Consider the following 16187-nt stretch of genomic DNA (forward strand, 5'->3'; position numbering starts at 1 on the left):
TCTATCTAGACGTCTAAATGGCTGCTATATTAAATCCATCAAAACAAACTTAGCTGGAATGAGGATTATGGCTTTATCACTAAAAGAGAAGATAGTGGACACCAATCAAGGTGTTTATCTTATTGGTACTACCCCGCCTAAAATTGGCACCGATAAAGCGCAATTAAAAACCATTGCAGAAAAGCTATTAGGTCGCTTACACGAAATTGAATACGACGGCGTAATAATTTACGACATTCAAGACGAAAGCAGTCGAACTAACCAAGACCGCCCATTTGCGTTTAAACAAACCGTTGATCCGCGTGAATACAGCCATTTACTTCGTAATTTATCTGCACAAGATGTGATTACTTATAAAAGTGTGGCGCAGCGTGGCGTAGGCGAATTTAAAGATTGGCTAAGTGAAACTAAAAACGACTACGATTTACAAAATGTTGTTTTAGTAGGTAGCCCATCATCGATAGGCGATATAAAGCTAAGCCTGCCAGATGCGTATAAAGCGATGGCTGAGCAATCAGATGATTTCTTTTTAGGTGGCGTTACGATTGCCGAGCGCCATTCAAGTAAACGAAATGAGCACGAACGATTAATAGAAAAAACAGCACAAGGTTGTCAGTTTTTTATATCGCAAGCTGTTTACGATGCACAAGCTACTATAGAGCTAATCACTAGCTACGCACGTACTTGTAAAGCACAGGGTATTACACCTCAACGTATTATATTAACGTTTACCCCGTGCGGCGGCGAAAAAACCTTAGAGTTTATGCAATGGTTGGGTATCTCAGTGCCAGAGGCAACTAAATGGCGCATGCTTGATGCAGACAATACATTAAGTGAATCAGTCCGTATTTGCCGCGAAAACCTCGACTTAATACTTAAAAGCTGTGCGCATTTAGATGTACCGCTGGGCTTAAATATTGAAAGCTTAACAAACCGTAAAGAAGAAATTGACGCGTCAATTAACCTATACCGTTTATTAAAAGCAATAATGGAATTGAACCTTGCGGAAAAGCTAATAGCTTAAAGGCTAGGTGAGAGCTAATTAACACCCTTCTTGGCAAGCCTCATGGCTTGCTTTTTCGTTACTTATTTTACACAGTTTCAGACATTAGCTTAATTTTACTTATTGCAGACATATACATACTTTTATAGTCGTCATTTATAACTTTTATGTTTACCACTTCAACATTGAATGATTTGAGTAATTCTGATTTTTCCCGCTCAATCTGATTCGTATAAAAATATATTTTGTTATCCACTAAATTATCAGCGGCAAAACGAGCTCGCTTATTAAGTAACCACCAAATATCAGTTTCGCTGTAATCAAGGGAGAGCCCAATAATATGAATATTTGAAGAAAAGAAAAGATCAATCCATGACGTAAAACAATAACTACTTTTTTTTAATTTAGTCGACATTGGCTCTACGCTTTGATTTTTACCATCAACTATATGTTTATAAGTACCTTTAACATAGGATTCAATTTTACTAACTGAGCCACAGTAATGGTCTAATCCAAGCATAATTGATTTAGGATGTTCTATTTCTCCGTGAATACTCCATAAGTATTTAACATTTTTATTTAAATTATATTCTCTCTTTCGCCTTAGGCTATAAATATCTTCGGTACTTAATTTTTGAGCATTAATTTTTAAAGCCTTTTCAAAAGCATAATCGTAATTGGTCGTTAAGTAATTATTAATATCTAGCGATACTAGTTTTTCAAAAACCTCATTAGAACCTTGTGACTTCATTGCATCCGCAATAGTATTTTTAATATCAACTTCATCAGCTTTCTGACTATGTTCTGGAATATGCTTTTCCATGAAAACTCTCTCATAAACCACCGTATTTGGAAGATTTCCATTTTCAAACTTATTAACCCCCTTAATTTTATCTAATAAATCATTCCAACTAACGGCATCATCCGAAAGTCTATTAATCCCATTTCCAAACAGCACTGTATTTTGCATAATTAGCCCTAATAAATATAACAAACCTGTAAAATGGATTGTTTAAACCCTATCGATACAAAATAACTTAACTTAGCTTAATTTCAAACACTTAGGTCTTTTATTTGGATTTCATTGAGAGAAAGTTATTTTTTTGGAGTAATTTAAATAAAAAATATCAAAGTTCCAATCAATTCTGTTTAATTCAACTTTGATAAGGAAGTTGCCCTGTAGGAAGAAAATAATTCGCACCATCTTTACAATTCACTTTTTAGCCAACTTATACGTTTGTTTATTTTTATACATTGCCTGGTCTGCATCATTTAATAGTTTTTCAAATGACTGCCTTTGCTTATCAGTAAAGCTATAACCAATACTGAGCGATAAATCGCAAACGTCTTCTTTGAGTAAGGCTTTTGAATACTCAGTCGAAATTTTATCCATAATGTAGCCAATCTTACTTTTATCGCTTACTTGCATTACCACAACAAACTCATCACCTCCGATACGCCCGACTATATCAGCATCTCTTAAATGCGTTTTTAGCGTTTTTAGCGTTTTTAGCGTTTTTAGCGTTTTTAGCGTTTTTAGCGTTTTTAGCGTTTTTAGCGTATCTGCCAATATAATTAAGGCTTTGTCACCCACTTCATGTCCGCATCCGTCGTTTAATTTTTTAAAGTCGTTTATATCAATAAAGAAACAACACACATCAAAACCTAAGCGTAGCGCTAAGTTAAGCTTTTGCTGAGCGAGCAAACTAAGTGCTCGGCGGTTATAGATATTAGTTAGCGCATCGAGCATGGCTATTTCGCGCATTTGTTCATAACTATAAATAAGCGCTAAGTCGTCTTCAATTAAATCGCGTAGCTGCTCTATGAGCTCAAAGTATTCATTGGTATAAGTTGTTTTTTTAGTGTCTTTTAAGCATAGCGTGCCAAATACTTCGCCTTCAGGCCAATGGATTGGTAAACCTAAGTAGGATTCAACACCATCTTCAACAACCTCAGGTAGAGTGTTCCATGCATCATTATTGCTTGCATTATTAACGTATAAGGTATTGTTATTCTCTGCTACGTACTTACAAAAAAGAGGTGTGTGGGGGGGAAGGATAGGATTGGTCTCAAAGTTAGAGCCACCTTCGTTATTTCTAATAACAATGCGATAGCCTTTGCTTGTCGCCTGAACTATATAACCTGACGGGGCCGAAAATAGCCCCGTGATAAGATCAATTGTTTTTTGCCATTTATGCAAAGATATTTGGCCATCAATACCAGAAAATGCCCACTTATCAATTTCAAACATTGCTTTACCTCAGCTACTTATTAGCTTCAGTATAGGCAAAAAAGCAAAGGAAAAGGAAAAGCTATTATTTACGACGCCTACTTGGCTCTCTTTTTCCTGTGATGCGTTTTTTATCGCGATCTTTTCGCGACTTGTTGGTGTTTTTACGATTATCTTTTGGCTTTTTATTAGGATCTGGCTCGTAACCTTCTAACCACTGCGGCGTTAAACGCGTATCGAGTAGTACTTCAATTTCTTCTAGCAGCCATTGCTCATCAAGACTTACCAGCGACATGGCAAGCCCTTGCTCACCAGCACGACCTGTACGGCCAATACGGTGCACGTAATCCTCCGCAATGTAAGGTAGTTCAAAGTTAATTACGTATCTAAGTGTAGAAATATCTAAACCACGCGCGGCTATATCGGTTGCAACAAGTACGCGTGTAATACCTTCTTTAAAATTTTGCAATGCACGGTCGCGTGCGCCTTGAGATTTATCGCCATGGATTGACTCTGTTTTTAAACCGTCTTTACACATTTCTTTAGCGAGCTGATCAGCCATTTGTTTTGTGCGAGTAAAGATAAGCACTTGGCGCCAGTTTTTCATGCCAATCATGTGCGATACAAGTTCGCGCTTACGATCCTCATCTACAGCGTAAATAACTTGCTCTACTTCAACAGCGGCTGAGTTACGTTTATCAACTTCAATTAGCTCTGGGTTTTTAAGTAGTTTTTTACTGAGTTCAAACACGCTGTCATCAAACGTAGCCGAAAAGAATAAAGTTTGGCGATCGCCCGGGATATGTCGCAATATACGTCTAATTTCATCAATAAAGCCCATATCAAGCATACGGTCAGCTTCGTCAAACACCAAAGAGTCTACGCTTGAAAGTACCACACTGCCTTTAACTATATGATCGAGCAAACGCCCAGGTGTTGCCACTATAACTTGCGCTGTTTTAAGTGCTTTTATTTGAGGGCCAATACTTGCGCCACCATAGGCTAAAGCGCCATTGATATGAGTGCCTTGTGCGTATTTTTCAAAGCTGGCAAATACTTGCTGAGCAAGTTCACGGGTTGGCGTTAAAATTACAACGCGGGCAAGGCCTTGCTCATCTTTTTTAGGGGTATTTAAAAGCTTATGTAATAAAGGTAAAACAAAGGCGGCGGTTTTACCTGTACCTGTTTGCGCGCTGCCCATTACATCACTTCCGGCTAAAATAGGCGGAATAGTTTTAATCTGAATTGCGGTAGGCTGAGTGTAATTATTTTGCTCAATCGCTGTTAATAATAACGGGTCGAGATTAAGTGATGAGAACGTAGTGGCAGACATAGGCTTAGCTTTAAAATAACAAAGAGCGCTATTGTACGCATATTACTGTACTGCGTAAATTAACCAGTCCAGAAAAGTATTTAATCGTGATTGCTCTCTTTAGCTTTAGCGCTAAAACAATAAAAAAGGCGCTAAATAACCGTTGTATTTAGCGCCTTTTATAATTTGCTGTAGCTTTAAGCTGGCTTTAGTGTTGCTTTACGTTCGTTGTAAAACGCTATTAAATCGTCAACCGTTGCTTGGCAGTATTCGCGAATACCCGAAACCACCATGTGCTTTTCACCACTACCCACTTTAACGCCGTTTTCTAACAGGTTAAAACGTAGTGTGATTTTTCCGCGCTTACCGGCATACTCAAAACTAGGCTCTGCAAACTCAAGTTCTGGTGCTGTTATATCAAGATTATCAAGATTGATAAGCATTGATTCGTAAATTACCATCGGACGAGCAGGGTTTATCATTACCTCTTGCTTGCCCATTAATGGAATAATTACGTGCGGAAAAGTAGTACCAGAAAACTCAACATAATTTTTTATAAGACTATTAGTTAATGCTGGGCATTGGCTGGTTTTACCGCTGCGCTTTACCTTTAAAATAACTTTTTCGCCATTGGTTACATCAAACTCATCAGCCCCCTCAGGGAAGTTAAGTTTGGTGTTTTCATCAACCATACCAGCAAAAGTAAATTCCATTTGTTCACTAATACCGTAGCGATCTAGTACCAATGAAAAAAGTAAGTCTCCTGGCGCGCAAAACTTTTTGGCATCTTTGTCGTGAAGCGGATTGTAATCATCAGCAACGCATTTAGCGAATCGACAACCTTGCTCACGAGAGATAGAAACATAATCAGCATGCTGCTGAAAAAAAGGACTTAACATAGTTTGTTCACTGCTTAAACGGCTTATAACCTGTCCATACTACCAGAAAAAAAATATTGAGAGGTCGAATCTGTTAGATTAGTTGCTAAATAAAAAAGAGCAATAAAAAACAATGACCTTTTATTTATTAGCGCTATCAATTATATGTGTTTTTCCGTACTGCAAAATATCAATAATGCGACAACCCCTTTGGCACTACTTACTAGCTTTAGGTGTTGTAAGAAAGAAATTAGCTGGACAGCCACTTTAACTGTACTAAGAGACGGTGTTTTATGGGAAGCGCCAAAAGTTATAAATTAACTATTAACGCCATAGTCTCTTGTTATGAATTTTCGTGCTTCCAGTTTAGATATTTACAAAGCCCTTCCAAGTCAGGAAATAAAGTATGGCTGTTAACACCGTGCCTATCTAATGCTTTTAGCATTGTTTTAAAATGGCAAGGATCTGACTGTCTGTAAAATGTGCTTTTTTCATAATTTTCTCCTGTGTTTACAATAAGAGAAAATTCTACGTTTGGCATCTATTATTTTTCGGGGGGATTACCGGGCTATCTATTTTTACTTTCATTTTGTCTACATAGCTCAGCTTTTTGCGTGATTCATTATTTATAATAATGCACTCTTCATGCTGTTTTTGTTGGCTTTTTTCGTAATAATTAGGATGGGTGTCATCCTAATTAGCTTACGTCGTTATAGTTAAAAACAATGTGCAATCAAGAGTAAAATTAAACCTAACAGGTTTATACATTGCAGGCCAAGGTGGCTTACTCGACATTGTATTATCACCAGATTATAACGACTCAAAAGAAGTTATTTTTACTTATGCCCAAGGTGATGCAAGCGCAAACAGGCTTGTTGTTGCCAAAGCCACGTTTAATGGCAATAGCTTTTCAAAGCCTGACGTTATTTATAAAGTAGCAACTGATAAAAATACACCACAACATTACGCTGGTCGCGCCCTCGTATTACCCGATAGCACATTATTAATTTCAACGGGCGATGGGTTTGACTTTAGAGAGCAAGCACAGGTTATAACAAGCCAACTTGGTAAAATATTACGTATAAACCTAGATGGCACCATCCCAAAAGATAATCCATTTATTAATCACAAAAACCCAAATGCACATGCTGTTTACTCACTTGGTCACCGTAACCCTCAAGGCTTAGTTTATGATTACGATACGCAGCAAATTGTTAGCAACGAACACGGCCCTGCAGGCGGTGACGAGCTAAACTACTTAAACGCTGGCACTAATTATGGCTGGCCGGTAATCACCTATGGCAAAGATTACTCGCAAGCGCGTATTTCACCCTTTACCGAATATAAAGGCATGCAAAAACCAAGCGTTAATTGGACGCCATCAATAGCGCCATCAGGTATGGCGTATTACGGTTCTAAACACGCCGCATTCCCTTCACTGCAAAAACATGTACTCATTACCACGCTTGTTGATAAAAAGCTTTACAGCGTTAATCTGGTAAGTGGTAAGTTTACGCAGTCTCACGTCTTCCCTGAGGCCGCAGGCCGGTTAAGAGATGTGTTTATAACTGATAAAGGTAACGTCGCGGTATTAACAGACGGCAAAGAGGCAAAGCTAATGTTGATGACATCAAATTAATTCACAAAGGGAGTAAGAGCCGCTGCGCTTTTAGAGTAAGGTAGCGGCTTTATTACGTACTTAATAACGTTTTTAAGTTTTCAACTGCGTACCATATACTTACTGTGCTTGTTATTTACCCGATTCTAATTTCTGTTTCAATAACTCAATAAGTTGAGTGCTAAGCCCTGTAATTTCGGCTTCTAGTACCTTCACTTTAGCCTGCGACTCTTCATCTTCTTTGCTGCGTAATAATGCAGTTTCCTGTAGTAGTTTTTCTATCTTTTCTTGTATTTCAGCAATCTGTTCATCAATAGGATCTTCTTCAGATTGTGATGCTTGATTTACATCTTCATTGCCTGATAACTTACGTAACGCCTCTCGATTTTGATCTTCCAGACTTTTTTCTTTTCCTTCTTCGGATATATCCACTTGGTCACTTTGAACCGCCGCTTTGTGCACAGTCGCTTTTTCGGTTACTTCATCAGCTACCACCTTTAAAGTTTGTTTTTGCGGGTAAATTTCTAAAGGTTTAGAGTTTATGTGAACTGACATTTTATCCATTTTAATATTCCTTGTTCAGTCAATTATTGGTGAGAAGTAGTTAACTATAAATATAATGCTTTACCAAAAGCCAATTGTAATAGCCCTCGTTTGATTCTTTATTAGATTACACTCTACTCACAAGCTTGCCCATTGTTGTTTTAAACCAACAAGGTGAACAATACCAAAAGATAAACAAATAAAGCACATTAAACTATTGCGCATAAAGTCTTGCTCCCAGATACTTTGCAGGATCTGACTAACACTTTGTTGCACAAGTTTGTCATCAACTGTTGGAAGCCCTAGCGGTCGTTCTTTACCATTGGATTTTGGGATGTAGATGCGTTTAATATCATTAACTCGATAACTTTTCTGTTTGAGTTGCTGACTTAAACGTTCGATATTTTCAATTAACGTCGACTTGTATTTTGGCATCGTAATGCCATCAATACCCGGACTGGCTAATTTATTGAGTTGACCCCAGCTTTCATACAGGCTTGCGGCATCTAGCAATCCATATAGATTCTGAAACCTGTGCTTAGGGTGAGTATGTGCTTTAAATGCAAGGGTATTAAGTGTTGTTGTCATAATATTTCCAGCCCTACTTTGTCCGGTCTATGTGTCGACTTAGTACCCGATATAACTGTCAGCTCCTTCGCCATGTACAGGGCTTTCCCCTGCCCAGACTACTATGGGCTGATCTGACTTCCAAAAGGTCATCGTTAGCTTTGCTTTTCGTTAAGCTTTCCTACCACCATCCTTGTGGAACACCTTTGGATCTCTCAAGTTCTCAAACCATCTCTTTATACATGCCACGGCTTTGAAACTCCGCTGACTCGCCACAACCTTACTAACACGGCTGTTTTGCATGGACTTCGGTGGCGTTGTAAACCTCGTCAGTCAGATCTAATATTTATCGGAGCGATATCAGCACTTCAGGATCACGATAACCCCTATGGCCTACATAATTCTCTGTGTACGCTTCGCCAATCTTGTTCGTGTGATGCTATCCTCATAACTGAAAAGCAATTGCTAATCCCACACTCCGCCAAAGGCGCAACACTCGATACAGGAGGTTAGTTAGACCTTGCCCGACAGGGACTTGCACCCTGCAAGATGGATCAAGCTTAGTTTGACGCACCAACGCCCCAATAAGGGGCTAAAATTGTTTGCTAAAATGTGTAGCGAAGCGAAACCGAGCAAACTGTTTTTAGTCCCGCTTAATTGACTTGTTATGCGTATTTTCAACCAATTCATTTAGAGACGATAGCTCACTATCAAAATGACTTTTCTCATTTTTAGGTATTACTCCGCCGCAGTAATATGTATCAAGTTTACCTTTAACATCGTAAGCATAAACTAAATAAGTTTGTGATTCATTAAACCAATACCCGTTACAACTTGCTCTATTAGCTACGGTATCTAGAGTGACCTTTTTGTTATTACCTTTCCATGATTGGATAACAGAAAAATCCACTAGAATATGATCTTCATTGAAAGGTGATTTAGTTCCTTTTATAGTGATAGATGAAACTTTTCCAATAAATACATATTTTGCATTCGCTAATTTATCATTTACTTCGCCAAGTCTACAGTCACAAGCTAATGCAATATTGGTAAAAATTAGAAGAGAAATTAATGTAGATAATTTTAACATCCGGATGATCCTATACGCATAGACATAATGACTCCCACACGGTGTTAGCCTCCGCTTTTCGTGGGTTAGCTTAATTCAAAGCCAGAGCCATAATTAGTTTGTCAATTAACTAAACAGCAGAGGCTAACATGAATAAACATAGCATACTTTTTATCGGTCTTGATACACATAAAGAATTCAATGAAGTCGCCTATATTGAAGAACATAGAGGTGCGAAACCCGTTCATCTTGGCCGAGTTTCGTCTTCCAAAGTGGCTGTTCAAAAGCTTGTTCGTCAGTTTGAATCCAAATACCCTGGCGCAACACTTCATTTTGTTTATGAAGCTGGCCCATGTGGTTATTGGATTTACAGATTAATTACCAGTCTCGGCCATTGCTGTTATGTGGTTGCACCCTCTCTTATTCCCAAAAAGCCAGGTGAGAAGATTAAAACCGATAAACGTGATGCCCTTAAGCTCGCTAAATTACTTAAATCTGAAGATTTAACACCTATTTATGTTCCCGAGCCTGAAGATGAAGCCGTACGTGATTTATCTCGCGCACGCGAAGTGGCAATGAAGGATTTAAAAGATGCTAAATATCAATTAAAGGCACTGCTGCTTCGCAATAATATTAATTACAGAGGCACTGCAAATTGGTCACAAAAACATTTACGTTGGCTCACTGAGCTTGTGTTGCCACATCCCGCGCAGCACATCGTCTTACAAGAGTTTTTACACACAATTAATGAACGAATAAGCCGACTTGAACGGCTAGACAATGAACTAACACACCATGTTCACCAGTGGCGTTATTATCCTGTAGTAAAAGCAATACAAGCTATGCGTGGCGTTCGTTTGTTGGTCGCCACCGGCGTTGTTGCTGAGCTTGGCGATTTATCGCGCTTCGACCACCCCCGCAAATTAATGAGTTATCTTGGTCTTGTACCTAGTGAGCACTCGAGTGGTGGCAAACGCCATATTGGCGCCATCACAAAATGCGGAAACGGCCGAGCGAGGCGCCTTCTCGTTGAAGGCGCACACACTTATCGGTATGCGGCAAATATATCGACAGATATGCAAAAACGACAAGAGGGTTTACCAAAGGACATTATTGATATTGCGTGGAAAGCACAACTTAGGCTCTGCAAGCGCTATAAAAAAATGATAGCCAAAGGGAAACATTACAACCTGGTTGTCACCGCCATTGCTCGAGAAATGATTGCATACATATGGGCAATTGCAAAAGAAGTGGTGCTAACGCCAGTAAATACAAAACTTAGATTGGCAAGAGTACCTGCATGATAAACGAATTAGAGTTAATGCATAGGATCAAGCATCGGGAGTGGCACAACCACCGACGGCGTTAGGATGGCAATGTAGCTAACGCTTCATTGAACCACGAACATAGACTGAAGACAGGTGCCACGACGAAATAAGTAAGGTCTGCTCTGTTACTAGAAATAGTAATAACCAACGAATATCAGCAAGATAACCGACGACATTACTTGCTTCATCCTATGTATTAACTCGCTCTAATTCGAGCTAAAGTAATTATGGCTTAAAAAAGTTAGGCAGGGATCAGTGCGTTTAACTTGACAGTGGGAGTCATACCAACGCCCAAATAACAGGCTAAGTAATGGTTGGCTAAAATTGTGTAGCGAAGCGAAACGTAGCCAACTGTTACGTGTCCTTGTTGATTTTCTTGTTAGGTTTTATTTCTAAAACTTCTGCCTTAGCATAATTATTATCAATGACCTTAACCCCTACAACTAACTCAATTACTTCTTCACTTGTTAATGAATTAGCTAATAAAGCTAAGTCGCCTTCTTTAGTACGACTTTTAAAAAGCTTAGCCATAAGTTTTCGATTTTGTTTTAGATCAGTTATTCCTACAGAGTAATGATTGTCGTATCCCCTTAATGAGGTAACTTGAAATTCACTTTCTAGAACATCCTTTTCGTATTTATTTTTATCTTTTTCTGCAATTTTATTGATTTCATGCTTACCCAACTTTATGTCACCAAGTTGAATTGAATCCGCATCAGAAGCGGCTGATATTATTTTTCTAAAAGTTCCGTGCAATTGACTAGATGTATCTTTTAATTGCGGCAGTGCATCAATAGCTCTCTGCAGAGTCTTTTGTTTTTCAATTTCAATTTCTTTAATGTTATCCATATGTGTACCAAGAACAAACGCACCTGAAATAGCTAACGAAATAAAACAAAGAGTAATCGCTGTGATTTTTTGCGTACTAGGTTTGGCCATTGATTCACCAAGTTTATTCAACAAGCCGGTAGCATCTGCTTTTATGTCAGTACTACCTTTTACAATTGTATAAACAAGCTCGATTTCATGTTTGTCAGATTTTTTTAAAAATCTAGCATCTCCGCCATAAACGGTTTCACCATAAAAACTATTTAAGTTTCTCTGAATAAATGAAAGTTTTTCCAATAAGCCTGCTGGTAAGGTAGAAGAGTACCTTTCACCTTTTATGTTAATAGATATATTCGGCCAATTTTGGAACTCCAAATAATCATCATATTCCTTAGAATCTAGGATTTTTTCTAGTAGCTTCCAAGCATCGTCTTCGTTTTTAATTACAATTGATTGCATCAAATATCCTATGTGGGTAACTCTAAAAACCTAACGCCTTGCTAAGCGGAAAATAATGGTTGGCTACAATCGCGAAGCGACGGCCAACTGTTATTTTTCCGTTTAAGCAATTTGTTAGCTGATTATTTGTTAAGTAAACTTATCCATTCACTTGGATTCGATACGATAAATTGATATGTACGACCGTCTTGCAACGAAATTTCTATGGCATCCGATGTTAAAGGAATAACACCTGCTCCTTTGCCCAAACATTTGTCTACTTTTGAAATTGACTTTCGCTCAATTTTGTATGACCCAAGTCCGGCGTCCTTGTTGAACGATTCAAAGTTGACTTCGCTTTCAGTTACCCAGAGTTTACCATCCCCTTTAGCCACGCCATTCTGAATGGTTGCTATAGTCGATTTAACAGTGTCTTCTTGCATATTTCGAACTCCTTTAGAAAATATTTAACTGCTGAGCTGTTCTTATTATTTGCGCCAATCAGCTAACAATTTTGTATACGACATTTGTCGTTTTATAAACCGACAAATGTCCATATATTACGTTGCATCTATTTTAGTCACGAAATAACTCCATGTAAACAAATGGTTAATATCAACCCGGTTTTTATAATTGTAGAAATACACCAAAATGGTGGAGATCAGTAATATTGGACAAAACAACAATCACTGTCTGTATTCACAGCATTTATTAACCTAGGCAACCAACTAAATTGATAACAAAAGACGGTGTTACTAATAACAAGTACTGCTTTGGCAGTTGCTTTTTATAGGCTGACCAAGATCAAATTTTAATTTCATACACGTAAGTACTGCCTAGCTACTTATCGCTCATTACTGTCTGTTTAATAAGATAAGCCTGTTCATTAAATCTATAAACACACACCAACGATGACAGTACCGATTAGTGAAAATATAATGGTTTATTAATACAAAATTGCACGTTATTGTTTAGTACTTAACACTAGAAAATGATAAATAAATGGCTTTTTATATTCTGGCATTGTCAATATTATGCGTTTTTTCTCGCTGCAATATTCTTATAATACGACAACCCCTTTGGCACTACTTAGTAGCTTTAAGTGTTATAAGTGCTTATGCTGAAGGTTATATAAATTTATATGCTCTGCTGAGCACTGGGCTTTACGTTGTTTTATACTACTGTGCGCTAAATACAAAGCGGGCAATAATACGCACTATATTAAGTACAGTCTTTGTTATTACCTCATTAGCATTAGCACTTCATTGGGTGCCTGGTTTTAGTAACCTCCCTATTGTTATAAACGAGCGTATTACCAGCGATGCGATTACTTTTACCCTTTATGCTAATTTTGATAAAGCTATGGCTGGGTTATTTCTTTGTGCTTACTTTTTTTCAAACTTAGATTCAAATAAAAGGCCTTTAAAAGCAGAATCTAATAAAGCGGGTCCATTGAACGTTAAACAACCCATTTTAATAGTTATTGCTACTGTTTTAGCTACGCTCATAGCGGCTTTAATGCTTGGACTTGTAAGCTTTAACCCAAAAGTGCCCGACTTTTGGTTAGCCTTTATTGCTATTAATCTTTTATTTACCTGTGTTGCCGAGGAAGCTTTATTTCGAGGTTTACTGCAAACTAAGCTTAGCCAAATTATTACACCAACCCGTTTAGCGCTACTTGCTCCTTTAATTACGGCTGGTATTTTTGCTTTGGCACATTTTGCAGGGGGCATTAACTATGTGCTGGTCTCGTTTATAGCAGGCTTAGGATACGGCTATATTTTTTATAAAACGCAGCGTTTAGAATGGGCTATTTTATGCCATTGGTTAGTGAACGTTTGCCACTTCTTTTTGTTTACTTACCCTATGCTCAGTGATGTTTAAGTTACTTACAAAAACAAACAATTTATTAACCTACAAGCCTTGCGCGTATTAAATTAAATAAGTATCTTTATTCCCTAACAAAATTAATAAATTGATGGATCAATTAGATATGCTACGAATCATAATAACCTTAAGCTTACTCATTATTTTAGCGGGCTGTTCTGGAGCTCGCTTTCACACCAATATAACTAAAGATATTTTAGCAGATCAAGTCAGTACTCGTGTTGCTAGAGGAGATCTTCAACAGTTTTATAGTGATCAAGAAGCGCACGAGAGCGGCGCTAAACTTTTAGGTAGAGTTGAAGGGCAGTTCTGTATTAACAAAAATCATGATACTAAGCCTAATATTAGCTATAACCGTGCTAAGTCTCACGCCATTGACGCGCTTAAAAATGATACTATGAATAGAGGCGGGAATGCTTTTACTATTAACTCTTGTAGCGAAACGTCTGTATCGTATTGCGACTTATCTGTTTTATGTAGCGGACAAGCCTACGACTATTAATAAGTTATATATTAAGCGCAAAGCTAAGTAGCACACGCTTTCCTGACTCAATTTTAGATACGCTGTGCTCGTATTTATCGGGTCTAAACAAATACACGCGATTAAATAAATTTATAATGCATTTTGAGCATTTAAATACCCCACCCGCTTTAGGTTTTTCTAATACAAAGTTGAGCTTGTAATAGCGCCCTTGCTGCACAGGGTCAATATGGTTCATTACGCTGTGATTAGTTGGGTAAGTAACAAGGTTTATCGAAAATGTATTACTGCTAAAAATAGCTTTGTTTTTAACGGTTGCAATCATACTGCCTCCTATGAGTTTATATGCCGCATTGTAGCATTTAGTAAATTATGAATGCTTAGGCTAAACAATATCAAAATACGATGTCATATAGCTAAACAGCCTGAAACAAAAAAGCCGAGCTTAGTAAAGCTCGGCTTTTAAAAGTACATTGTTTAGCAATTATGCACTTGGGTATTCGCGGTACGCACGCTCTATATTTTTAGCCTGCTTTTTAGAAATACCTAAATGAGCAAGGGCTACACGTAAACGAGCACGTGATAAGTCAGACCCCAATATTTCCATTGCATCAAGCACTGACGTACTTGATGTTTTGCCTGTAATTGCGACAAAAATTGGCTCTAAAAAGTCTTTAATTTTAAGCTCGTGGAATGTTGCAACTTCTTTTGCAATTGCAAAAATAGCTGGCTTTTCAAAGCTACGTAAGCCTTCAAGCTGCCATACAAAAAATTGTAGCGCTTGGCGAATCACGTTTTCGTCTGCTTTGCCGGCTGTTAATAGCGCAGGATCGTAAGTTGGAATCCCCCCTACAAAGTGCCCTGCAAGCTCAACCATATCCGACAGCGTATTAATACGTGTTTTAACTTCTGGTAATATTTTAGCGAGCATTTCGCCGTTAAACTTCCAATCAACAAAGCGCTGAATTAACTGCTCGTCGGTTAGGTTTTCGCGGATCCACATGCCGTTTAACCAGCTTAATTTATCTACGTCGAATACTGGGCCACCAAGCGATACACGCTTCATGTCGAAGTTTTCAATCATTTCATTAAGTGTGAACTTTTCACGCTCATCTGGCATTGACCAACCCATACGGCCTAAGTAGTTAAGCACGGCTTCTGGCAGGTAACCCATTTCTTTATAGTAATTAATAGATGTTGGGTTTTTACGCTTAGACAGCTTTGATTTATCTGGGTTACGTAGTAATGGTAAGTGACCAAGTACTGGCGCTTCCCAACCAAAATCTTCATACAGTTTTAATAATTTAGGTGCTGAGTTAATCCACTCTTCGCCACGGAAAATATGGCTAATTTCCATATGGTGGTCGTCAACTACGTTCGCTAAAAAGTACGTAGGGAAGCCATCAGCTTTTAAAAGCACTTGCATGTCTACGTTTTCCCACGGGATCTCAATTTCATCACGTAGGTAGTCGTTAAACTTAAATGTGCCTTCGCTTGGGATTTTCATACGTATAACGTAGGGTTTGCCTGCCGCTAAGTTTGCTTTAATTTCTTCATCTGTATGGTTTAAACCACGACCGTCATATTTAGGGCGTAGACCTTCTGCCATTTGCTCTTCACGCATTTGATCAAGCTCTTCGCTTGTTGCAAAGCAGTAAAACGCTTTGCCATCGTCAACTAACTGATGCGCGTATTTTTTATATAAATCGCTACGCTCAGATTGACGGTAAGGACCAAATTCGCCACCCACATCAGGACCATGATCCCACTCAAGCCCTAACCAACGTAGGCTATCCATAATCGCAAGTTCAGACTCTGGCGTGCTACGTACTTGGTCTGTATCTTCTATACGAAGTACAAATTCACCGCCTTGTTGTTTAGCAAAACAGTAGTTAAATAAGGCGATATAAGCGGTGCCAAGATGCGGGTCACCAGTTGGCGACGGGGCAACACGGGTGCGAATTGTCATGGTATATTCTCTTTAAATAAGTGAGATAATAAAAGT

Annotated in this window: 16 protein-coding genes; 5 read left to right on the plus strand and 11 right to left on the minus strand. The window is 38.3% G+C overall.

The genetic code is table 11. The features are described 5' to 3' along the window. The first annotated feature begins 67 nt into the window (after positions 1 to 67). Positions 68 to 1024 (plus strand): methylenetetrahydrofolate reductase, encoded by a 957-nt coding sequence (locus AOR04_RS13305; protein WP_021032136.1) that lies wholly within the window; start codon positions 68 to 70, stop codon positions 1022 to 1024. Between the two features lie 67 nt (positions 1025 to 1091). Here AOR04_RS13305 and AOR04_RS13310 read toward each other — a convergent pair whose 3' ends face one another. From AOR04_RS13310 to AOR04_RS13325, 4 genes are all read right to left on the minus strand, one after another. After that, positions 1092 to 1973, minus strand: coding sequence for an SIR2 family protein (locus AOR04_RS13310; RefSeq protein WP_096793615.1), 882 nt, complete (start codon positions 1971 to 1973; stop codon positions 1092 to 1094). 243 nt (positions 1974 to 2216) lie between these two features. After that, a complete protein-coding gene (locus tag AOR04_RS13315; protein ID WP_096793616.1) occupies positions 2217 to 3254 on the minus strand; it encodes a sensor domain-containing diguanylate cyclase in 1038 nt (345 codons plus the stop codon). Between the two features lie 64 nt (positions 3255 to 3318). Beyond that, complete coding sequence (locus AOR04_RS13320; RefSeq protein ID WP_096793617.1) at positions 3319 to 4566, minus strand: DEAD/DEAH box helicase; 1248 nt, start codon at positions 4564 to 4566, stop codon at positions 3319 to 3321. Positions 4567 to 4742: 176 nt separating this feature from the next. Continuing rightward, positions 4743 to 5444, minus strand: a complete 702-nt coding sequence (locus AOR04_RS13325; protein WP_033028918.1) for a DUF3581 domain-containing protein — start codon at positions 5442 to 5444, stop codon at positions 4743 to 4745. Between the two features lie 691 nt (positions 5445 to 6135). Here AOR04_RS13325 and AOR04_RS13330 point away from each other — a divergent pair. Next, entirely contained in the window at positions 6136 to 7062 is a 927-nt protein-coding gene (locus tag AOR04_RS13330) for a PQQ-dependent sugar dehydrogenase (RefSeq protein ID WP_096793618.1), read from the plus strand. A gap of 111 nt (positions 7063 to 7173) precedes the next feature. On the opposite strand, the gene AOR04_RS13335 is transcribed toward AOR04_RS13330, so the two are convergent. The 3 genes from AOR04_RS13335 to AOR04_RS13345 all read right to left on the minus strand — a co-directional run bounded on the left by AOR04_RS13335 (position 7174) and on the right by AOR04_RS13345 (position 9241). Continuing rightward, complete coding sequence (locus AOR04_RS13335) at positions 7174 to 7596, minus strand: hypothetical protein (RefSeq protein WP_232525475.1); 423 nt, start codon at positions 7594 to 7596, stop codon at positions 7174 to 7176. 126 nt (positions 7597 to 7722) lie between these two features. Continuing rightward, on the minus strand, positions 7723 to 8172 hold the full coding sequence (locus tag AOR04_RS13340) for a reverse transcriptase (protein WP_232525476.1): 450 nt from the start codon (positions 8170 to 8172) through the stop codon (positions 7723 to 7725). Positions 8173 to 8794: 622 nt separating this feature from the next. Beyond that, positions 8795 to 9241 carry a hypothetical protein gene (locus AOR04_RS13345; protein WP_096793620.1) on the minus strand — a complete coding sequence of 149 codons (447 nt, stop codon included), beginning with the start codon at positions 9239 to 9241 and terminating at the stop codon, positions 8795 to 8797. 128 nt (positions 9242 to 9369) lie between these two features. Between AOR04_RS13345 and AOR04_RS13350 the strand changes: the two genes are divergently transcribed. Continuing rightward, positions 9370 to 10524 (plus strand): IS110 family transposase, encoded by a 1155-nt coding sequence (locus AOR04_RS13350; protein WP_033040661.1) that lies wholly within the window; start codon positions 9370 to 9372, stop codon positions 10522 to 10524. A 378-nt stretch (positions 10525 to 10902) separates the two neighbouring features. Here AOR04_RS13350 and AOR04_RS13355 read toward each other — a convergent pair whose 3' ends face one another. Together AOR04_RS13355 and AOR04_RS13360 are read right to left on the minus strand one after the other, a co-directional pair. Continuing rightward, complete coding sequence (locus AOR04_RS13355; protein ID WP_096793621.1) at positions 10903 to 11835, minus strand: hypothetical protein; 933 nt, start codon at positions 11833 to 11835, stop codon at positions 10903 to 10905. A gap of 122 nt (positions 11836 to 11957) precedes the next feature. Beyond that, a complete protein-coding gene (locus AOR04_RS13360; RefSeq protein ID WP_054206768.1) occupies positions 11958 to 12257 on the minus strand; it encodes a hypothetical protein in 300 nt (99 codons plus the stop codon). 559 nt (positions 12258 to 12816) lie between these two features. Between AOR04_RS13360 and AOR04_RS13365 the strand changes: the two genes are divergently transcribed. Together AOR04_RS13365 and AOR04_RS13370 are read left to right on the plus strand one after the other, a co-directional pair. Beyond that, positions 12817 to 13698, plus strand: coding sequence for a CPBP family intramembrane glutamic endopeptidase (locus AOR04_RS13365; protein WP_096793622.1), 882 nt, complete (start codon positions 12817 to 12819; stop codon positions 13696 to 13698). A 109-nt stretch (positions 13699 to 13807) separates the two neighbouring features. After that, positions 13808 to 14203, plus strand: a complete 396-nt coding sequence (locus AOR04_RS13370; RefSeq protein WP_096794134.1) for a hypothetical protein — start codon at positions 13808 to 13810, stop codon at positions 14201 to 14203. A gap of 4 nt (positions 14204 to 14207) precedes the next feature. Here the strand turns inward: AOR04_RS13370 and AOR04_RS13375 are convergent, their stop codons facing one another. Together AOR04_RS13375 and gltX are read right to left on the minus strand one after the other, a co-directional pair. Continuing rightward, positions 14208 to 14507: a hypothetical protein gene (locus tag AOR04_RS13375; protein ID WP_021032137.1), complete on the minus strand. Its 300-nt coding sequence runs from the start codon at positions 14505 to 14507 to the stop codon at positions 14208 to 14210. Between the two features lie 159 nt (positions 14508 to 14666). Next, a complete protein-coding gene (gene gltX, locus AOR04_RS13380; RefSeq protein ID WP_096793623.1) occupies positions 14667 to 16151 on the minus strand; it encodes a glutamate--tRNA ligase in 1485 nt (494 codons plus the stop codon). Between the last annotated feature and the right edge of the window lie 36 nt (positions 16152 to 16187).

It is taken from the genome of Pseudoalteromonas sp. 1_2015MBL_MicDiv (assembly GCF_002407505.1).
Taxonomy (GTDB): Bacteria; Pseudomonadota; Gammaproteobacteria; order Enterobacterales; family Alteromonadaceae; genus Pseudoalteromonas; species Pseudoalteromonas fuliginea.